Origin of the sequence: Pseudoalteromonas sp. c7(2019), from assembly GCF_011378625.1 — a bacterium.
Lineage (GTDB): Bacteria > Pseudomonadota > Gammaproteobacteria > Enterobacterales > Alteromonadaceae > Pseudoalteromonas > Pseudoalteromonas arctica.
Genome location: NZ_WTKS01000024.1, coordinates 21,780 through 43,568 on the forward strand (window position 1 = coordinate 21,780; position 21,789 = coordinate 43,568).

General features: G+C 39.8%; 16 protein-coding genes. 11 read left to right on the forward strand and 5 right to left on the reverse strand.

The genetic code is table 11. The annotated features are described in order from the left end of the window. Positions 1-299: 299 nt before the first annotated feature. The 3 genes from GQR38_RS18975 to GQR38_RS18985 all read left to right on the forward strand — a co-directional run bounded on the left by GQR38_RS18975 (position 300) and on the right by GQR38_RS18985 (position 2,368). Positions 300-1,043 (forward strand): ferredoxin--NADP reductase, encoded by a 744-nt coding sequence (locus GQR38_RS18975; protein ID WP_024591141.1) that lies wholly within the window; start codon positions 300-302, stop codon positions 1,041-1,043. Positions 1,044-1,294: 251 nt separating this feature from the next. Further along, the gene (locus GQR38_RS18980) at positions 1,295-2,038 is read left to right on the forward strand and encodes a nuclear transport factor 2 family protein (RefSeq protein ID WP_165722942.1); all 744 of its coding nucleotides are present in this window, start codon (positions 1,295-1,297) and stop codon (positions 2,036-2,038) included. A 9-nt stretch (positions 2,039-2,047) separates the two neighbouring features. Then, positions 2,048-2,368: a hypothetical protein gene (locus GQR38_RS18985; RefSeq protein WP_007583509.1), complete on the forward strand. Its 321-nt coding sequence runs from the start codon at positions 2,048-2,050 to the stop codon at positions 2,366-2,368. Between the two features lie 586 nt (positions 2,369-2,954). On the opposite strand, the gene hemH is transcribed toward GQR38_RS18985, so the two are convergent. Next, positions 2,955-3,974, reverse strand: a complete 1,020-nt coding sequence (hemH, locus tag GQR38_RS18990) for a ferrochelatase (RefSeq protein WP_007583511.1) — start codon at positions 3,972-3,974, stop codon at positions 2,955-2,957. 74 nt (positions 3,975-4,048) lie between these two features. Further along, positions 4,049-5,377 carry an HD domain-containing phosphohydrolase gene (locus GQR38_RS18995; protein ID WP_165722941.1) on the reverse strand — a complete coding sequence of 443 codons (1,329 nt, stop codon included), beginning with the start codon at positions 5,375-5,377 and terminating at the stop codon, positions 4,049-4,051. A gap of 200 nt (positions 5,378-5,577) precedes the next feature. On the opposite strand from GQR38_RS18995, the gene GQR38_RS19000 reads away from it, so the two are divergent. The 3 genes from GQR38_RS19000 (at position 5,578) to GQR38_RS19010 (ending at position 9,739) form a co-directional block, all read left to right on the forward strand. Beyond that, positions 5,578-6,531, forward strand: coding sequence for a HAMP domain-containing sensor histidine kinase (locus tag GQR38_RS19000; RefSeq protein ID WP_165722940.1), 954 nt, complete (start codon positions 5,578-5,580; stop codon positions 6,529-6,531). A gap of 251 nt (positions 6,532-6,782) precedes the next feature. After that, complete coding sequence (locus GQR38_RS19005) at positions 6,783-9,323, forward strand: TonB-dependent receptor (RefSeq protein WP_007583516.1); 2,541 nt, start codon at positions 6,783-6,785, stop codon at positions 9,321-9,323. A 215-nt stretch (positions 9,324-9,538) separates the two neighbouring features. Beyond that, complete coding sequence (locus GQR38_RS19010; RefSeq protein WP_165722939.1) at positions 9,539-9,739, forward strand: ribosome alternative rescue factor ArfA; 201 nt, start codon at positions 9,539-9,541, stop codon at positions 9,737-9,739. A 663-nt stretch (positions 9,740-10,402) separates the two neighbouring features. Here GQR38_RS19010 and GQR38_RS19015 read toward each other — a convergent pair. Next, entirely contained in the window at positions 10,403-11,359 is a 957-nt protein-coding gene (locus GQR38_RS19015; RefSeq protein WP_165722938.1) for a helix-turn-helix domain-containing protein, read from the reverse strand. 220 nt (positions 11,360-11,579) lie between these two features. On the opposite strand from GQR38_RS19015, the gene GQR38_RS19020 reads away from it, so the two are divergent. From GQR38_RS19020 to eat, 3 genes are read left to right on the forward strand one after another with little or no spacing between them, the layout of a single operon-like run. Beyond that, positions 11,580-12,986, forward strand: a complete 1,407-nt coding sequence (locus GQR38_RS19020) for an ethanolamine ammonia-lyase subunit EutB (protein ID WP_165722937.1) — start codon at positions 11,580-11,582, stop codon at positions 12,984-12,986. Next, positions 12,983-13,870, forward strand: coding sequence for an ethanolamine ammonia-lyase subunit EutC (gene eutC, locus GQR38_RS19025; protein ID WP_165722936.1), 888 nt, complete (start codon positions 12,983-12,985; stop codon positions 13,868-13,870). The genes GQR38_RS19020 and eutC overlap by 4 nt, the downstream gene beginning before the upstream one ends. Before the next feature lie 59 nt (positions 13,871-13,929). Then, complete coding sequence (gene eat, locus GQR38_RS19030) at positions 13,930-15,336, forward strand: ethanolamine permease (RefSeq protein WP_165722935.1); 1,407 nt, start codon at positions 13,930-13,932, stop codon at positions 15,334-15,336. A 129-nt stretch (positions 15,337-15,465) separates the two neighbouring features. Here the strand turns inward: eat and arfB are convergent, their stop codons facing one another. Then, entirely contained in the window at positions 15,466-15,879 is a 414-nt protein-coding gene (gene arfB / locus GQR38_RS19035; RefSeq protein WP_007583522.1) for an alternative ribosome rescue aminoacyl-tRNA hydrolase ArfB, read from the reverse strand. 192 nt (positions 15,880-16,071) lie between these two features. Between arfB and GQR38_RS19040 the strand changes: the two genes are divergently transcribed. Further along, positions 16,072-16,644, forward strand: a complete 573-nt coding sequence (locus GQR38_RS19040; RefSeq protein ID WP_010555231.1) for a hypothetical protein — start codon at positions 16,072-16,074, stop codon at positions 16,642-16,644. 178 nt (positions 16,645-16,822) lie between these two features. Here GQR38_RS19040 and katG read toward each other — a convergent pair whose 3' ends face one another. Further along, positions 16,823-19,003 (reverse strand): catalase/peroxidase HPI, encoded by a 2,181-nt coding sequence (katG, locus tag GQR38_RS19045; RefSeq protein WP_165722934.1) that lies wholly within the window; start codon positions 19,001-19,003, stop codon positions 16,823-16,825. Positions 19,004-20,173: 1,170 nt separating this feature from the next. Here katG and GQR38_RS19050 point away from each other — a divergent pair. Then, positions 20,174-21,064 (forward strand): tetratricopeptide repeat protein, encoded by an 891-nt coding sequence (locus GQR38_RS19050; protein WP_007583526.1) that lies wholly within the window; start codon positions 20,174-20,176, stop codon positions 21,062-21,064. Positions 21,065-21,789 lie beyond the last annotated feature (725 nt).

Below are 21,789 nucleotides of genomic sequence, written 5' to 3' on the forward strand. Positions count from 1 at the left end.
TTTTTCAAGTAAATAATTCACTAATGGTGATATAAGACGCATCGCTTTTAAAGTGAGTGATAAAATAAAAAAGCACTGTTTTTTTGACTTTATTTTTCTTAGTTACTGCTGCTTCGCTTTTCCTTATGCAATTAATGGCTCTTATCGCAGAGCTAATTATTCACATTATTTTATTGGTAAATTCTGCATACATTACTGCTTTAAATCTAGTCATATTCTCCTGTAAGTCTTTGTCACTTAATGCTAATGTTTATGGAGTGAGTTATTTAAAACTTTAATGGCTAAACCAAGAGGTAACTATGTCTAATTGGGTTGAAGCAACAGTAAAAAGCGTAACATGGTGGAGCGAAACGCTCTTTAGCTTAACCGTTAATGCTAATGTAGAGCCGTTTAAAGCAGGGCAATTTACAAAGCTTTCTATAATGGATGGCGACAAGCGTATTGCTCGGGCTTATTCATATGTGAATGCCCCTGAAAATCCCGATCTTGAATTTTACCTTATTAACGTTATTGACGGTTTGCTTTCTCCTCGTTTAGCTACATTACAACCTGGCGAAACCGTATTAATAGAACAACGCGCAACTGGCTTTTTTACCCTTGATGAAATACCACAAAGCGATCAGCTTTGGATGTTAGGTACTGGCACTGCCATAGGGCCTTTTTTATCGATATTACAACAGCCCGATGTGTGGAAAAAATACAAAAGCATAAACTTAGTGCATGGCGTACGTTTTAATAACGATTTGAGCTATCAGGCACTTATTAACGAACTATTACGAGTGTACCCAGAACAACTCAACTATATTCCCGTTGTAAGTAGAGAAGAGCCATTACAAGGCTTAAGTGGCCGGATTACTAACGCTATTGAGAGCAACGGCTTGTTTGAACATGTAAAATTAAACCCTGAGCCTAGTAACGCGCAATTTATGATTTGCGGAAATCCACAAATGGTAAAAGACACAACAGCGCTACTTCTCGATAAAAACTTTACGCGTAACCGCCGCAAAGCACCCGGTAACATTACTGTAGAGCAGTACTGGTAGGCTACAGTGGTGGTATTAACTACCCGATAACGTTAAAATTTGCTATGTTGCACCCTTATACCAATATTATCAAAAATATGATCATTCTATCGCATTAAATAACTCACTAACTGCGTTAAAAGTTATTCATATAGAACAACTATATGTCACAATTTTCGCCTTGTTATTGTGCTATTTTCTTGACGCTATAATAGATCACTTATTTAATGTAATTGGTATTACACGTGTTTAGTGTTCATTTTAGGAAAGTTATGAAACCGTTATCTATTATTTTTGCCTCGTTAATTACTACAGTTGCACTTATTACTTACGCCGCAGAACAAAGCGAGCCTGAGCAAAAAGAGCAGCAAGTTGAAGCTCAAGCAAACGTTGAAAAACCAAAAGTTGAAGATGAGCAATCAACAACTCAGGCTAAAGCTGACGACAAAGTAAATACGCTTGAATACAAAGCACCTGAGCTTAAAAAGCCAACAATTGATGCGACTAAACCAGACGATTCAAAAGTATTAGGTAACGAGCAGATTAAACCCACTGAAAAGCCTAAAAATAAAATAGAAAAAGCAGTGGCAGTAGCCGAAGCTGAAAAAGCAGTTACGCAAGCAAAAGAAGCGCTAACAGTTAAGCAGCAAACTAAAGCTAAGCAATCGCGCGAATCACTTGCGGTAGTAGAGCAGTTAGTTAAAGCCTATAACGCGCGTAACATTGAAGAGTTTCTGCGGGTATATGCCGAAGATGTTGAGTTTTATATTTTCCCTAATGAGCTATTATTTAAAGGTAAAGAAAAACTAATAGAACGTTATGGGCTAATGTTTAAAAAGTTAAAGTGTATTCACTCATCACCAATTAAGCGCATAGTGCACGGTGATATAGTGATTGATCACGAACTATCAGAAACCTGCTCAACTGACGAAAAGGTAGTTGATAAACGTTCAGAACTTATTTCGAGTTACCAAATTAAAGATGGAAAAATAGTACGCGTACTGTTTTTTAGATAAAGGCTTTATATGCAAATAAATGACGACAAAAAAATTCGCTTAATGTATCGCATCGAGCCCGGTTGCCTTGGCCCTAAGGGTGCTGAGCATGTTGAAGATTTTTGTCGTTTTGCAAATAAACATATTAAGTCACCATTTTATGGCCAATTTGTATTTTTACCTCGTTACGATAAAACCATAGACGAGCGACAATATAGCGTTAACAGCCGTAATTTATCCCTTGTGCAGGCTCGAGCTTACTTAAAGCACTTTGATATTAATATTGAAGAATTTGAAGAGCAACTCGACGAGCTCCTCACTAAAGCGATTGATTTATACTTTAAGCGATAGCGTTTAATTGCTGTTGCTTAGGTATTCTCCCCCTTCCACAATGCGTTTTTATTTATTTTAATTATTATTAAAAGTATAAGTAATTTCTTTCACAAAGATAAAGTAATCAGTAATAACTGAGAAAAACCAGATCGGCCAATATGTATCACTTACTTTAAAAGCGCAGCGCCTCTTAACCTCTTTGTGGATAATTCGCCCTTTAAAAGCTTCTATTTGCACAATGAGAAGTAAAAGAGGAGTAAATGAGAAAAGCCAAAAACAGTATTTTTATGTTTTATCACTACTCTAAAAGCGCAGCGCCTCTTAACCTCTTTGTGAATTAATTAGCTCTTTAAAAGCTTTTATTTGCACAATGAGAAGTAAAAGAGGAGTAAATGAGAAGTAAAAGAGGAGTAAATGAGAAAAGCTAAAAACAAAAACCAGTATATTTATGTTTTATCACTACTCTAAAAGCGCAGCGTCTCTTAAGCTCTTTGTGAATTAATTAACTAAATATTTTAAAAGCCCTAAAAACAAAAAAAGTGGTGTTAATTTTAACACCGCTTAATGCGAAATATGTTTAGCTATGTGCTTTAGTAAGCTTGGGTTACAACATAGGTTTTATAACATCAAACACAGCTTCTATATGGTCGTCTCTGTCGTTTAGTGCCGCTATGTAACGGTATTTTTTGCCGCCTGCGTTTTCGAATATTTCACGATTTTCGCCTTCAAGCTCTTCAAGTGTTTCTAGGCAGTCGGCGCTAAAAGCTGGGCTGATAATAGCTACATCGGTAATACCCTCATCAGGCAGGGCTTCAAGCGTTGCGTCGGTGTAAGGCTTTAACCACTCGGCTTTACCAAATCGACTTTGAAAAGTACTAATTACTTTGTCTTTATCAAGGCCCAGTTTTTCGACAACTAAACGCGTGGTTTGTAAACATAGGCAATGGTACGGATCGCCTCGCTCTAAAAATAGTTTAGGCATACCGTGATACGAAAAAACAATTTTTTGTGGCATACCATTCGCTTCTAAATCCTCACTAATACTATTAGCAAGTGACTCAATATAACGGGTGTTTTTATGATAGCCATTAATAAAGTGCAGCTCTGGCACCCAGCGCCATTTACGCAGTACGCTCGATACAGCATCGAACGTTGAACCCGTGGTTGGGCTAGAATATTGCGGGTACATTGGTAAAATAATTATACGCGTTAAGCCTTTATCACGAAGCTCCTCAAGGCCGGCCTCTATTGAGGGATTGCCATAGCGCATAGCCATTACGACTTCGGTATTGGTATAACCTTGCTCTTTTAATAAGGTATTTAGCTTTACGCTTTGTTGGCGAGTAATGTGAGTAAGCGGTGAGCCATTTTCGGTCCATATACTTTCGTATAATTTAGCTGAACGCTTAGGGCGCACACGCAAAATAATGCCATGTAAAATTATCATCCATACTAGGCGTGGTATTTCTACAATGCGTGGATCTGATAAAAACTCACGTAAGTATATACGAAGCGCAGCAGCTGTTGGTGCATCAGGGCTACCTAGGTTAGTAAGCAGTATTCCCGTTTTTTGGTTAAAACGCCCATCATGGGGATTGTCAGTAACCGCAGAAAATCGCGACACAGAGTGCTCCTTCAAGCAAATTCAATAATGTATTTTATGCACATTGTAACGAAAAAAACTGCCGTTTAGATCAATCATTTAGCAGTTTTAACCATAATTCTAAATGGGGCTGGTTTTTTAGATTCTAGTTGCTGCAGTTTTTCTATTGATTTACGGCTAAATACATGACCTTTAGGCAGCAACATTATACCCGAATGGCTGTGCAGAGCATGGCCGAGTATCATTTGCTCTTTGAGTTCATGGGCATTACAAATTAGTACTGATCCTGCTGAACTTTTTTGTTCGTGTAGTTTTGCATGGCTTGCTTCAAGCGCACGAACTATTTTAGGGTGGTAAAACGAACCACTATAAAGTTTTACACTTTCGAGTGCGTCCTCATGGCGCTGCTTTTCATCGCTTGCATTGCTCTGCTCAAACGCATCCCAGTAATCGCGCGCTAACCCTAATACCATAGCCCCTATCGGTATGTCGTTTCCAGCAAGGCCTTTGGGCATTCCATTTCCGTTAAAACGTTCAAACTGATAATAAATAGCATCCGACAAATCGTGTAAATGTATTGCTGGCATTAGCATTAATTGTGCAGTACTTGGGTGAGTATAAAAGGTCTTACGCTGTTGCTCATTTAACCGATTTAGCGGTTTTTTATAAAGTTCAGGGTCCATAGCAAGCAAACCTATTTGTGCTAAATAACCAGCCATTGGGGCAAGATCAATGCTTTTTTGCGACAGGTTTAAGTAAAGCGCTATTTGTGTACAGGTATTTGCAATATTTTGTGCTTTGTTGCCATCAAGATAAGGGTTTGCGTTAACAAAATTATATAGCAGCTCAACGGTTGATTTGTGCTCTTGTTTTTCGCGCTCGTTGGCATCTTCAAGCTTTTTTAAAACTTGTTTGATTTGTAAGGTACGTTTTTCTACTCGTTGCTCTAACGTGTTGTTTAGCTCAAGTAGTTCTTGGTTTTGTGCCTTAACTTGTGTTTCTAATTTTTTGTTTTGCTTTTTTAGCGCAAATTTTTCTAGGCTATCTTTAATGCTTCGAAGTAATAAGTCGTTTTGCCAAGGCTTTTGAATATAGCCATTTATTTGACCTTGGTTAACAGCCGCTAGGGTTGTTTGTATATCGGCGTAACCGGTTAACAAAATACGTTGGGTGTCGGGTGCCAGCGCGCGTGCTTTTTCTAAAAACTCGGCACCGTTCATTACTGGCATGCGCATGTCGCTAATAATTAAACCAAACTCATGATTTTTAAAAAGTGTTAATGCGTTTTGTGGATTATCGCAAACAATAACCGACAGGCCATTTACTTCAAGTAAACGGGTTAATGTGCGTAGTACTATTTCATCATCATCAATGCAAAGTACATCAACCTGATTCATCGGTGTGTTTGGTGTTGCTTGAGTCATTGCGCCGCCTTTAAATTACTTCTGGCTAAATAATAGCTTAAAAAAACATCCGTGACCTGTTTATGCTTACCTTTTATATAGAGTAGGAGTCACCTAATGTGGTTATTATCTATAAGTAGATAAATGCTCACACTAAAGTTGCAAATTTGCATGTAGACGACTAAACGTTAAGTATAAAGTTATCTATATGGATGAAAGGAATGAATGGATCAGATGGTAATTTTGAACGTGCTTTTTTAAACGAACAAAAGCTGCGCTTGGCCGCAGAACAATTACTCAAAGATAAAAGCACCGTTTTAGTTGCCATAAATAATGAATTACAAAAAAAAGTAGCCGATTTAGAACACCAGCAAATGCTGTTTGTGCAAACCGAAAAAATGGCAACCTTAGGAACGCTTTGTGCAGGCGTAGCCCATGAAATAAATACCCCGCTTGCCTATGCAATGAGTAATATAGAAAGCTTACAAAATTCTACCCCTTTGCTTATCACGTTGCTAAAACTTAACGAGCAATACTTAAACAATGAAATTAAAGAAAGCCGTTTTAAACACGAAATCGACATACTCAATTTACAGTATCCGTATGCGTGGCTTTATAACAATTTGCAGGGACAAGTTAACGACAGCGTTGAAGGGCTCAAACGAATAAAACAAATTGTGCATGACTTATTAAACTTTGCCCACCCCTCCTCCTCGCAAGATAAACAACTAACCGATGTAACAACGGGTGCTAATAATGCTTTAAGATTATTAAGTAGCAAACTTAAATTATGCGAAATAAAAACGCGGTTTGAACCCCTACCACTTATTTGGTGTAATTTATCATCAATTAATCAAATTTTTGTAAATCTATTAATGAATGCTTGGCAAGCATGCGAGCTTGATTTAGAAAAAGGCTGCATTATTGAGGTTAATATTTTTGAACTAAACACAAATATCTGTATTGAGGTAAAAGATAATGGCTGTGGAATGAGTGAAGATACAATAGCGCATATGTTTGACCCTTTTTATACAACAAAAGAAGTTGGAGAAGGTACCGGTATGGGTATGACACTTGTATACGCTATGGTGAGCGATCATGGCGGAAAAATAGAAGTTAACAGCACATTAGGGACAGGTACGACCATCCGCTGCCTATTACCTTTAAAAGCGTAAACTAACGAACAAAATCACAATGTAAATAAAAAGTTAATAGGTAAATTTTGAAGTTTAATGCTCTTGTAGCGTGTATTTTAATCGATTAAACGTGGTTTTTTCTTATCTTGAAATTTATTTGCATACTTAGACCAAATATTTAGTTTTTTTCATTTCTTTTTGTTTGCATATGTTGCTAGGATGTTTGCAACAGGTTATGAGCACCATAACCACACACATATTATAAGAACACAAAAAACAGGGTCGTCACTATGCCAACATACCGTTTAAACACACTTGCTGTAGCCGTTGCTTTCGCGTTTAGCGCACCAAGCATTGTTAACGCAGAAGAAGCACCAGTGCAAGCTGCTAAAAACATTGAGCAAATATCTGTATTAGGATCGCGTGTATCTAACCGTACTTCTACTGAGTCTTCTTCTCCTATTGATTTAATTGACGCAGATGATTTAACCAAAGGTGGTTTTACCGAGCTTGGCCAAAGCCTGCAAGCGACAGCGCCTTCATTTAATTTTTCGCGTACACAAGTATCTGACGGTTCTGATTTATTTAGACCCGCAACACTTCGTGGCCTACAGCCAGATCAAACTCTTGTATTAGTAAATGGTAAACGTCGTCATAACCAATCAATTTTTGGCCTTAACGGTACGGTTGGCGCAGGCGCTGCGGGTACCGATATGAATGCCATTCCGCTAACGGCCCTTAAAGGCGTTGAAGTATTACGCGATGGCGCAGCGGCGCAATATGGCTCTGATGCTATTGCAGGCGTAATTAACTTATCTCTTAATAACTCAACCGGTATTACAACGGGTTTTGTACAATACGGCGGCACAAGTGAAGGTGACGGCGACACTATTTCAGCAGGTTTAAACCGTGGTTTTGATATAGGCAGCGAAGGCGGCTTTATTAACCTATCGCTTGAGTACCGTGATGCCGATGGCACTAACCGCGCCGAGCGTGATACGGGGGGTTCGCTTAATGTTGAACCAGGTACGTTAAGTGAAGATGTACGCTGGGGCCAAGGTAACTCAGAAAGTGAATTTACATCGTTATTTTACAACATGGCATTACCAATGGGCGACGGCGAGCTTTACTCGTTTGGTGGCTACTCAGAGCGCACGGCGCTGGGTAATGGTTTTTACCGTAACTTTAACGAAGCCTCTAAAAACGTAACACAAGTATACAGCGATGGTTTTTTACCGCGCATATATAACGAAGCACAAGATATTTCAGTCGCGCTTGGTTTTAAAGGCGATATAAACACAGATTGGAATTACGATGTATCGGCCGTTTATGGTGAAAACCAATACGACTTTACATCACGTAATACATTAAACGCTTCTTACGCGGCTGAGTATTTATTTAACAACCCAAGTGCAAGCGATGCCGATATTGCAGCAAATTCAGGCCCTAGTGGCGGTTACTCAGGTGGTTTTAGATTTGATCAAACAACGGTTAACCTTGATGTAAACGGTATTGTAGATATTGGCCGTGGTGAACCTTTATATGTAACAGTAGGCGCTGAATACCGTAAAGAAAACTACGAAATAGTGCCTGGCGATGAAGCATCATACGCCTGTGGACTAGCAAATATGGATACCTCGTACCCATCAGTAAACGATCCGGACCAATTTGCACAGTGTGGTTTTCAGGCTTATAACGGCCTACGCCCTGAAGCGGCTAACGACAGCGACCGTAACAGCTACGCAGTTTATGTAGACGTAGAAACTATGATCACCGACGCATGGAACGTAAGTGGTGCGCTACGTTATGAAGATTTCTCAGATGCTGGGGATGATTTAATTGGTAAATTAGCAACACGTTATGAATTTTCAGATGACTTTGCTGTACGTGGTGCGGTATCTACTGGTTTTAGAGCACCATCACTTCAACAAAGTGGTTATACAGCCTTTACAACTAACTTAGGCTCAGACGGTACATTAACGCAGTCGTTCACTGCAAACACCGGTACAGCTTTCCCAAGTGCGTTAGGCGTAGATAGCTTAGAGCTTGAAACATCAACAAACTACAGCGCAGGTTTTGTTTACGATGTAACAAGCGAGCTTTCGTTAACGGTTGATTTTTACCGTGTAGAAATTGAAGACCGTATAACGCTTGGCAGCTTACTTACGGCTGACGACGTATCGTTTAGCTCAGAAGCGGTTGCAGCACTACAAGCAACAGGAGCAGTGCAAGCTAACTACTTCTCAAACTCAGTTGATTCTACTACGCAAGGTGTTGATATTATTGCATCGTACCGCACTGAAGTTGAAGGCGGCAATTTAGGAATAACCTTTGCGGGTAACCTAAACGATACTAAAATTGACGGCGTAAATGCTGAAGACGGTATTCCTGAAGCGGTTGCTTTTGACGACCTACAACGTAGCTTTTTTACCGACGGACAACCTAGTGAACGTGCAACGCTTACGTTTGACTACGAGCGCGATGCCTACACATCAACCATTCGCTTTAACTACTTTGGCGAAACAGATGTAAAATACTTTGGTAACGACCATATTTCATTACCAGGTGAGCTTTCGCCTACCGGTTCATTTAAACCAACAAGTACGGTTGAATCTGCTGTGTTAGTTGACTTAAACGTGAGCTACCAAATTAACGACATGTTTGCGCTTTCGGTGGGTGCCGATAACGTATTTGACGAAACGCCAGACGAGCTAGGCGACGACGAAGTACTTAACTTTATCACCAACGGCGCATTTAAATACCCAGTACGCGCATTGCCATACGGCTTTGACGGCAGAACGTACTATGCAAAAGTAAGCTTTAGTTTTTAATTATCTTATAAAAAAGTAAAGCAAACTAAGTAATATTAAGCGCAGTTATTAACTGCGCTTTTTTATGCTTTTTTATTATTAAAAAAGCACCTGTTGGGCATTAAAAATACTTGCGCGGTTGAAAATTAAGCCTACAATCGCCATCTCTTAAATAGGCTAATATAAAAGCCTTTTTATTATTTAACTTAAAATAACCATTGGCTGATAGGAAATATATGACTAAAAAATCTAAAGCAAAAACCGCAAGCAACAGCGCGGTAGACACAGGGCGAGGCGTGATAAACCACAATGCACTAGCGGCAATGGTCACCTCTAAATTATTTAAACCACAAGTGGTTAAAGCTAAAAAAGGCAAAGGCTCGTTTAAACGTAGCAACAAACATTCAGGACAAGAGTCCTATTTAATCGCGGCTTAAATAGCACCGATCAAATAGGGCTTTTGAATATAATAAGCGAGGTTTTATACCTCGCTTTTACTTTAAAGCATTTAAGCTAAATTACATAAGCGCGAAGTAAATTCGCGCCTACGGGTTTGGTGTTTGCACAATATAGGTGAGATTTTATACCTCGCTTTTACTTTTAAAGTATTAAAGCTAAATTACATAAGCGCGAAATAAATTCGCGCCTACGGGTTTGCTGTTTGCACGATGTAGGTGAGGTTTTATACCTCGCTTTCACTTTTAGTTCTTTATTATTTTAACTCCAAGCTGTCCTCTAAAAGCGAAGCGCCTCTAAACCTCTTTGTGAATAACAGCCCTTAAAAATATGAATGCACAAAGAGAAGAAAAAGAGGAGTAAATGAGAAGACAAAGTCCATTTGTTTAAGTTATATGATATTTCACCACCGAGCTCACCGAGGCGCTGTGCGCTACACAGAGAAAACACGAGTAATGGTTAGTCACTGCTCCTTGTTTTCTCCTTCACTTCTCGGTGGTGATTTAATTACTTGCTTACTAATGCACCCGACTAAATGTAAAAGCGGTGGTTTTAAACGCCAGCAAGCTGCGCGTCCACAGGTGTTTAACTCAAGTTAGAGTATGGTCTGTAGAAGAAACGTGCTCACGTTAGAAGTGTAGTTTCTAACCTTTAAAACTATTACTTTTAACTGTTTGTGATGGGTTTTCACCAAAAAGTTGCGTGTAATCTTTAGCAAATTGTCCCGCGTGCCAAAATCCCCAATTCGCTGCTATTACTGAAATGGGCTTATCTTGGTTTAATTTTTTTAGTTCCCGCCTTACATTATTTAAGCGTGTTAAACGTAAAAACCGCAAAGGGTTAATTCCTAAAATACTCTCAAAACTATACTGAAGTGTGCGCCTACTTACAAAAGCAAGCTCGCATAGCTCGGTTATGGTTATTGGGTTTTGTGGATTTGTGGCCACGTAATCTTTTACTTTATCTACTACGGCTTTTCGATGTTTATAACTTGGCGCAATATTTTGTTGTGGATTATCTGCTTGTAATAAGTGTAGTGCCAACATGTTTAGCATATCTTGTTGCGATTCGGTTTTAAGTCCAAAGCCCTTGCCTACAACCATGCTATTAATTATTTGCCTTGCCGTTTGTAATGATGAGTTGCTTACCGATAAGCGAGCTGATTGGGCAGATGACAGGTTTTTCAATGTTACGCCTTGTAGCTGCGCCATATATTCAATTGAGTTCCAATCGATTACCAAACCATAAATATTAAATTGCTCAGGGGTTATCAGCTCAAAGTCATTATCACTTGTACGGCACATAAATTGATTACTTGCCACACTTAGACCATTAATCTTACTTTGCTGCGACTGACAAGGAATGCCAAGCCAAACAGAATTGGGGGCGATGTTACATTGCTGACGAAGCGCTCGCTCGGTGTATTCTTTAAACACATGAATATTGGCGTAATCTGTTTCTTCAATAAAACCATAAAAGCTGCCGTCGCTCATTTGATCGTATTTTTGCTGCCATTGAGTAAGGCTATGCGCTTGCTCGTCTATATCGTGTGTTTGCACCTTGCTCTTTAGTGGTGCGTTGTAGCTACTTTGCTGCGCCATATAGGGGATGCTCTTTTTCGTTACACTTTTATTATGGTTAAGTTAACACCGCTTTGCGTATGTAACCAATTGAATTGGATTAATAAATAATCTTTTGCCGAAATTCGATAGTTACTTGGTACAAAATAAGCTGTCTTGTAACTATTGAAAATTGATTTATAGCTAAAGATGCAGCAAAACCTATACCAAGGTTTATCATATTAGTTATGTGGAGTAAATCATGGGGCAAGCGTACAGTTACACTTTAGGTACACACACTTATAAATTCAAGAACTTAGCCCAGTTAATGGCTAAAGCAACGCCGCAACGTTCGGGTGATCGCTTAGCGGGTGTCATTGCACAATCAGCACAAGAACGTGCTGTGGCTCAAATGACATTGGCCGATGTACCTCTTAAAACATTTTTAAATGAGGTACTTATTCCCTACGAAGATGACGAAATTACACGCTTAATTATTGACGAGCACGATGCCAATGCCTTTATGGCTATTGCACATTTAACTGTAGGCGATTTTCGTAATTGGCTTTTAAGCGACTTTGCAACACCCGCTGTACTTGCAAGTATAAGGCAAGGAATTACGCCTGAAATGGCTGCTGCAGTTAGCAAAATAATGCGCAATCAAGATCTCATATTAATTGCTAAAAAGTGCCATGTTACAAGTGCTTTTAGAAACACTATTGGCCTCCCTGGGCATTTATCTACACGTTTACAACCAAATCATCCAACTGACGATATTAACGGTATTGCTGCATGCATGCTTGATGGGCTGCTATACGGTAATGGCGATGCCGTAATAGGTATAAACCCAGCAACCGACAACGTTGCCCAGGCCATTAAATTAATGACATTAATGGATGATGTTATTCAAAAATACGCCATACCGACGCAAAGCTGTGTGCTTACACATGTTACTAACACTATTGAATGTATAGAAGCTGGCGCGCCGGTTGATTTGGTATTTCAGTCGATTGGCGGCACGGAGGCTACTAACTCAAGTTTTGGTTTTAATTTAAATACCTTAGCTGAAGCGCAAGATGCCGCTTTGAGTTTAAAGCGCGGCACTGTTGGCAATAATGTGATGTATTTTGAAACTGGGCAAGGCAGTTCGCTTTCAGCAAATGCGCATCATGGCCTTGATCAGCAAACGTGTGAAGCTCGCGCTTATGCAGTTGCTCGTAAGTTTAACCCGTTACTGGTAAATACCGTGGTGGGGTTTATTGGCCCTGAATATTTGTTTGATGGTAAAGAAATTACCCGAGCAGGACTTGAGGATCACTTTTGCGCTAAGTTACTAGGCATACCGATGGGGTGCGACGTGTGTTACACCAATCATGCAGAGGCCGATCAAAACGATATGGATAATTTGCTAACGCTATTAGGTGTTGCAGGTTGCTCGTTTGTAATGGGAATACCTGGCTCTGACGATATTATGCTTAACTACCAAACTACGTCGTTTCATGATGCATTATATGTGCGTCGAGTTCTTGGCTCTAGACCCGCCCCTGAGTTTGAAGCATGGCTAAGCAAAATGAAAATTATGCAAAGCACTACCGACATCACACTTTCAGATACCTTGCCTCCCGCTTTTGCTAAACCTCTGGGTGCAATTGCTGGAGGTGGCTCATGAAATCACGTTCAAAACCGACCACTCCATTAGATAACTCAGTAAATGAGCATAAAAATAACGGTAATGTAGTGCACAACCCTTGGAGTGATTTACGGCGTTTTACCGACGCCCGTATTGGGCTTGGTCGCGCCGGTATAAGTTTGCCAACCTCAGAAATGCTGGCTTTTCAGCTATCTCATGCACAAGCGCGTGATGCGGTGAGTTTTCCGCTTGATATTAACGCAATGACTGAGCAACTAGGCAATATTAGTGCTCTAAAAGAGGTTGCCCCTCCCCTGCATTTACACAGCCAAGCCGTTGACAGGGTTACTTACCTTCAGCGACCCGATTTAGGCCGTAAACTTGATGAAAATGGTAGGCAAGTACTTCTCAGCTATATGAATAAACAAAAGCACACTGCGCAGGCTAAATACGATTTAGCGATTGTAGTGGTTGATGGACTTTCGTCGTTGGCGGTACAAAAAAATGCATACCCATTTATAACAGAGCTATTAACGCACCTTACAACAGACAAGCAATTTAAAATTGCTCCCATTACTTTGGTTGAGCAAGGGCGAGTAGCGATTGGCGACGATATAGGTGAGTTGCTAAATGCGCAGGTGGTTATGGTGTTAATAGGAGAGCGCCCAGGACTTAGTTCGCCAGATAGCCTTGGCTTGTATTTAACATGGGAGCCCAAAACAGGACTTAACGATGCATGTCGTAATTGCATATCGAATATTCGCCCTGCAGGCCTACCTTATACAGAAGCGGCGAGACGCGCACTGTACTTATTACGTGAAGCTAAAAAACTGAAACTAACTGGGGTTAATTTAAAAGACCGCACACAAGATGATGTAATTGAGCATCAGGTTTCAACCACTAACTTTTTAATTGCTGAGTAATTTTAATTAAAAACACATGAAATAAAAAAATAAAAACTAAACATCAACGGAGAAAGGTTATGTCTACTAATAATAATACAGAGTACCTTGCTAAAAGACAGTTAAAACGGGGTACTGCGGGGTGGTTATTGCTCGCAGGTTTGGGTGTGTCGTATGTAATATCGGGTGACTTTGCAGGCTGGAACTTTGGTATCGCCGAAGCCGGTTGGGGTGGTTTTGCCATTGCTGCAGTATTAATGGCGGTTATGTATTTAGCGCTTGTACTATCGCTTGCTGAAATGTCAGCTGCAATACCTGCTGCAGGCGGTGGTTATAGTTTTGCGCGTCAAGCTATGGGGCCAGCGGGAGGCTATTTAACCGGGCTTGCCGTATTAATTGAATATGCCTTAGCACCCGCTGCTATTGTTATTTTTATTGGTTCGGCAGTTGAAGCCCTCACCGGGTTTAATGGCCCATGGGTATATGCATTATTTTACTTACTATTTGTGGGAATTCATTTAGCGGGCGTAGGAGAAGCGCTTAAAGTAATGATGGTAATAAGTGGTTTAGCGGTATTAGCTATTATTGCAACGGCTTTTGTTTTAATCACAAATTTTGATGCATCGCGCTTATTTGACGTCCCCGTAACAAATGCAGTGGGAGCCAGTGAGTTTTTACCTTTAGGTTGGTACGGGGTTTGGGCTGCATTACCGTTTGCCATGTGGTTATTTTTAGCGGTTGAAGGTGTACCGCTTGCTGCTGAAGAAGCAAAAGATCCCGCTAAAGATGTGCCAAAAGGCATTATTGGTGCAATGATCTTTTTGTTATTTACTGCTTTTTTAGTTGTTGTTTTAGTACCTGGTGCTGGCGGTGCTGCTGCAATGGGGGCAAGTGCTGTGCCTTTAGTTGATGCATTAAATGCATCCGGTAGTGAGGGCTTAGCAACCGTTGTAAATATATTAGGGCTTGCGGGTTTAGTCGCTTCGTTTTTCTCTATTATTTATGGTTATAGTCGCTTAGTGTTTGCTTTATCTAGAGCCGGTTATTTACCACGTTCGTTGTCTATTACGACTAATCGCAAAGTGCCAGCACGTGCGTTGATTGTACCGGCAGTATTTGGCTTTTTAGTATCACTCAGTGGTGAGGGTGATTTAATACTTGCAATGGCAGTAGTAGGTGCAACGCTCTCGTATGCATTAATGGCGCTGAGCCATATTTTACTTCGCGTTAAACAACCTGATTTACCTCGCCCGTACAAAACTCCAGGTGGCGTAGTTACGTCAAGCATTGCTTTAGTACTTTCGCTTATAGCATTAACGGGTGTGTATGCGTTTGACCCTCGTGCATTTTTATACACTATGGTGCTGTTTATTGTGGGCGCCGCATATTACTTTGGCTATAGCTCAAAACACTTAGTTGCTAAAAGCGCGGACGAAGAATTTGCAATGCTGGCGGATGCAGAATCTGATTTAGAAATGGCTAAGTAGACATTAATAGCTATTAAATATAAGTGAGGAGACCCCTCACTTATATTTTTATGCACGCTGTAGGATGTAAAAATAGCGCCTACATTTAGACATCAAGTCCCCTCTATATTTTATTTATACCGTTTAAAACTAAAACTTAATGTTGCCGCGTAGCGCTTTGTTTTGCCCATGTTTAGTTTTTTTATCCATACGTTTGCGCTGTGAATTACGGCTAGGCTTGGTGGCACGACGCGCTTTATTAACAACGGTAGCACTAAGAATTAAATCTTTTAAGCGCTTAAGGGCATCTTCTCGGTTTAGCTCTTGCGTACGGTGGCTTTGCGCTTTAATTATTAAAACGCCCTCTTTGGTAATTCTTGTATCATTTAAGGCTAGCAAACGCTCTTTATAAAAATCAGGTAATTTAGAGCGATTAATATCAAAGCGTAAATGAATGGCACTGGCTACTTTGTTAACATTTTGACCACCGGCACCTTGCGAACGAATAGCCGTAAGCTCTAGTTCCCATTCATCGATAGTGACAGTATTTGAAATTGTTAACATTGTGTTCAGCTCTATTTGTCAAAAATGTATTATATCATCAGTACATTAGCTTGTGGTGAATGAACTAAATTCTTAGAACTTAAATAAATTCTCATAAATTGTACTATAAAATCAGCCAATATATTATTTTGTGTTGGCAAGTGTTGCTTATTAGTTTCTAATTGGCACAACTTTAATACTAGGAAATGCTCAATGAAAAAAATACTTGTATCACTTAGCTTATTAGCAATGAGTTTCTCAAGCCTTGCAGTAGATATTAACGAAGGTCAACTTCAAAGCTATATGAAAGCACTGCCAGCTGTAACGAGCTGGGCAAGCAGCCAAGAGTCTTTAAAAGACTTAGACTTAGCAAGTATGTTAGGTGGTTCTGCAGATCAAAGTGTTGACGAGCAAAGCTCTCTAGCTAATAGCGCACTAAGCATGATTAAAGAGCAAGACCTATACAAAAGCTTCGCGGGTGTTACAGGCCGCTACGGCTTTACACCAGAGCAACTAGTAACTGTAGGTTCTGAAGTATCAATGGCTTATATCGAAAACCTTAAATCGGGTCTTTCGGCTGATAATCAAGAAACAGCGAATAAAGTAATGGGCGGTTTTCAAAGCATGAAAAGTGCTAAAGATAAAGGCGCTAGCTCGTTAATGGGTTCGTTTGGTAAATCGTCAAGCGCAGCTGAGGAGTCTACAGAGTCTTTAGTAAGCGAAAGTAACCTTGAACTTGTGAGCGAATATATGCCACAACTACAAAAGCTTTTTGCACTTCTATAAGTTTTATTGTTTTATTGTTTTATTGTTTTATAAGAAGGTGGCTTTTGCCGCCTTTTTTAATGCCTAATTTTTATATGACTTAGATAAATTACAATATTTTATAAGTAATACTGACCGGGACTATATGCAAAAACGGGGGAGTAAATTATTACTCCCCCGTTTTTATTTAGCGTACAGATTATTTAAGATCGAATCTGTCTGCGTTCATTACTTTTACCCATGCGTTTACAAAGTCATGTACAAAGCGCTCTTTGTTGTCGTCTTGTGCATAAAACTCAGCAAGTGCGCGCAATATAGAGTTTGATCCAAATACTAAATCAACGCGTGTTGCAGTCCATTTAGTAGTGCCACTTTTACGGTCTACTATATTGTATAAACCTTTTTGAGTTGGCTCCCAACGGTTTGACATGTCAGTTAAGTTTACAAAGAAGTCGTTGGTTAATAAGCCTACACTATTTGTAAATACGCCGTGTTCGCTGCCAGCATAGTTAGTACCTAGTACTCGCATCCCACCAATAAGTACCGACATTTCTGGTGCACTTAACCCCATTAGTTGGCTGCGCTCTAGTAATAACTCTTCAGCTGATACTGCGTAATCTTTTTTCAGCCAGTTTCTAAAACCATCGTGAATGGGTTCTAGTACATCAAACGATTCTGCATCAGTCATTTCATCTGTTGCATCTCCACGTCCTGGAGCAAACGGCACGTTTACATCAACACCAGCTTGTTTTGCAGCTTGTTCTACGGCTGCTGTACCACCTAAAATAATTAAGTCGGCGATGCTAACAGGTTTACTCAAGCCAGCCTGCACTTTTTCAAGCGCACTAAGTACTGATGCTAAACGTTCTGGCTCATTACCTTGCCAATCTTTTTGCGGTGCTAAACGAATGCGTGCACCATTTGCGCCGCCACGTTTATCAGAACCACGATAAGTACGTGCGCTATCCCAAGCTGTATTTATTAAATCAGCGGCACTAACACCACAATTTAATAATGTGGTTTTTAGATTGCTAATTTCGTCGTCTGTTAATGTGTAATCAACGGCTGGAATTGGATCTTGCCAAATTAAGTCTTCGCTTGGTACGTCAGCACCTAAGTAACATGATTTAGGACCTAAATCGCGGTGAGTTAGTTTAAACCAGGCACGTGCAAACACGTCTGAAAAGTAGTCAAAGTCGTTATAAAAACGCTCAATAATTTTACGGTACGTTGGGTCCACTTTCATGGCCATATCAGCATCTGTCATCATTGGGTTTAAACGAATTGATGAATCTTCTACATCGACAGGTTTGTCTTCTTCTTTAATATTAATAGGCTCCCACTGATGAGCGCCTGCTGGGCTTTTAGTGAGTTCCCATTCGTAGGTTAATAAAAGCTTACAGTATTCGTTGTCCCATTGTGTTGGGTGCGTAGTCCATGCGCCCTCTACACCTGATGTAACTGTATCGCGGCCAATCCCACGTGTTGTAGTGTTATTCCAACCAAGGCCTTGCTCGTGTACGTCAGCTGCTTCTGGTTCTGGTCCTAAGTTTTCTGCTTTGCCATTACCGTGCGCTTTACCTACTGTGTGCCCGCCTACCGTTAATGCAGCGGTTTCTTCGTCATCCATTGCCATACGTGCAAAAGTTTCGCGAATTTGGGCCGCTGTTTTAAGCGGATCAGGAATACCATTTACACCTTCAGGGTTTACATAAATTAAGCCCATTTGTACTGCGGCTAATGGATTTTCCATGGTATCTGGTTTATCTACACTTTCGTAACGACCGTCACTTGGCGCTAACCATTCTTTTTCGGCTCCCCAGTAAACGTCTTTTTCAGGGTGCCAAATATCTTCTCGGCCGCCGGCAAAACCAAAGGTTTTTAAACCCATTGATTCGTATGCCATGTTGCCCGCTAAAATAATTAAGTCGGCCCATGAAAGCTTGTTACCGTATTTTTTCTTTATTGGCCAAAGTAAACGGCGCGCTTTGTCGAGGTTACCGTTGTCTGGCCATGAATTTAGTGGCGCAAAACGTTGATTACCTGTACCACCGCCCCCTCTACCATCGGCTAAACGGTATGAACCCGCTGAGTGCCATGCTAGACGAATCATTAAACCGCCGTAATGTCCCCAATCGGCTGGCCACCAATCTTGGCTATCGGTCATTAAGCTTTTTACGTCTGTTTTTAGCGCGTCAAGATCGATTGATTTAAATGCTTCAGCGTAATTAAAGTCGCTATTGTATGGGTTTGATTTGGTGTCGTGCTGATGAAGAATGTCTAAGTTTAGGGCATTTGGCCACCAATCAGTATTGGGATTAGACGTTTTAGTATTACTGCCGTGCATGACCGGACATTGGCCTGCTTTAGGGTTGCTCATTCTGGAATCCTTATAATAGAAAAGTAAAATACTTAATCAATCAGTATTGTTGTTTATGTATTTATAACTTTTTAAAAAGTAACGGTTATTTTTATTTAATCGGCTTACTTATTATTTAGTGTGCCTGCCTAAACACTTACGTATCCTTAATATAGGCGCATAAATTATGCTACGCCAGCCTCAACATACTATTTAAAACGATTGCTCCAATTTATATTTTTGATTGGCCTTTTGCTAATGATGTATTTAACAATAGCTTTGTAATTACGTTCAAAATAATAGTAAAAATAAACCTGATGACGCTCGTGTAAAGTATTACGTAAGATAAAAAAAACAAATTAGTGAATTAACCTTAACCTTTTTACTAGACCTGTGATCGAATTGAAAAATTTCGGCGTAATGGTATGTGAAGGGTTTAAAAGTGGCTTTAATTTATTTAAAGCGCACATTGGAATACCCCCCTTCACCATGAAATTGTAGTTATATAGTTATAATTATAAAGGTGCATTACTTAAGCCCAATGCACCTTTACTTTATAAACCGAATACTTTGAGTATTCTTATATTTTTAACTAATTGAATTGAATTAAGTATTTGTTCATAAAGATTCAGTTAGTATAAAGTTGTTCTCCTGTGAATCCCTACGACATATTGTTGTTTTAAGCAGTTTTTGCCAGCTCATATTGAGCTGGTTTTTTTTGCCTATTTTTTCTTAAAACCACCTAAGTATTAGCAAAATGCTCATGCTTTAACCTGTTATTGCTAGGGCGTGTTGACCTTTGTGGATTGAAATTTGTTTAATCTAGGGACGATTTAATCCGGCGCGAGGTTTGTAACCTAGTGGGCTAAGTAAAAACCGAGCAACAAAGAGTAAATCGTCCCTAGAAAGAACCCTAAGGGCAGCGCATGTTTGGCATTTATGCTTCGTTATCGCCTATTTATGGGGAATAACCACACTACATAGGCTCTGCCTTGCCTAAAAACCAAATATACAGCTGCAAAATTAATCACGAAAGGTCAACACGCCCTAGCCTCTAGACTAAAAAATTCTTACAACTATTGCTCCTATCTAAATTAGGTCAATTTTAATCCTGAAAAGTCAACGCGCCCTAGTGCCATTCAGCCCTGCATGTTAAAGTTATTACAGTAATTAATTTAATTAGGCGTACCGATGCGTTATTACCTATCTACACTTTTTGTTTGTTTAACTTTTTTTTCGGGTATAGTAAATTCTGCTGAACAAAAACCAGCAGCCCCTACAGCACAACAAGAGCAACAAGCCCTCAAACAACTTAAAGAGTCTATGTTTAAACCGCTAATGGAGCGCTACATACTCGACGAGCTAAAAGCCGTAAGGCAAGATCAACAAAAGCTCCGTGAGGATGTAACTAAGCAAGTTACTCATGCACAGCTTGATACTGCAGATCGCGCGTTAACATACACTACCGATACTATTAATAATGTATTTTTTATAATTACCGCTACGGCTTCTATTTTGGTTTTAGTGGGCTGGAACTCACTACGCGATGTTAAAAACAAAGTAGAAGATATTGTAAATACACGTGTAAGTGTAATTACTGACGAGTATGAAGACCGATTAAAAATTCTTGAAGAAAAACTACGCGTACGCTCAGAAGAAATACTCAGTAACCAAGAGCGCATATCGGTTACCAACGAGGTTCATTCGTTATGGATGCGTGCTAATTTAGAAAGTGATTTTGCTAATAAAATTGAAATATTTGATGAGATTTTAAAACGTAAACCAGAGGATGTTGAAGCCATTGCTTATAAGGCCGATGCGTTATTAGAAATAAATGAAACAGCACAAGCCATTGAATTGTGTAATCAAGCCATTGATATAGATAGTGTCTATGGTTATGCCTATTGGCAACGAGCATGTGCTTATGCGCTAACACATAAGCATGCTGATGCATTAGCCGACATTAAAATGGCACTTGAATACTCTCCAAATTTACGTAATGAGCTATTACATGAGAGCGCATTTGCAAGCTTACATGACAACGACAGCTTTAATACGATAGTAGCTGGTGAAGTTGTTTAAGCACTCAGTATTTGGCCTGTATGATTAGGCGCAACATCATAAAAAAGGGCCTTGGCCCTTTTTTTGTTTTTAAAGGTTATGTTTGTTGTGTAATTAGAAGCTTTACTGCGCTCTACAAACTCTGCTCTACCGTAGAGTTAAGACCTAAAGTGATTAATTCACAAAGAGGTTTAGAGACGCTGCGCTTTTAGAGAAGAGCTTAGAAGTTAAAATAATAAAAACAATCAGAAACTGTGCTTCTAACATGAGCAACAAGTCATACTTTAAACTTGGTATAAACACTTCTATTCGCGCAGGTTACAAGCTTTTAAAGCAACGCTTGTACTTTTATAATGCCGAGTCAGCATTGGTTTTGCTCTTCTCATTTGCTCCTCCTTTTCTTCTCTGCGTGCATATTGTTTTTTAGGGCTGTTATACACAAATAGGTTTAGAGATGCTGCGCTTTTAGAGTAGTTAGCTTAAGTAATTAGAAGCTGTGCTTCTCGCGCGAGCAAGCTTAGCGCCTACGTGGAAAACTTAACGCGGTGGTTAAAATTCACTTGTAGACGCGCTGCTTGCGGGCGTTTAAAAACGTAGTTTTTAGGATGGGTGATTAAGTAATTAGAAGCTGCGCTTCTCGCGCGAGCGAGCTCTGCGCCTACGTGGAAAACTTAACGCGGTGGCTAAAATCCACCTGTAGATACCATCTCTCATTTTAAGCTTCAAGGTCGTATTTAACTTTCTTG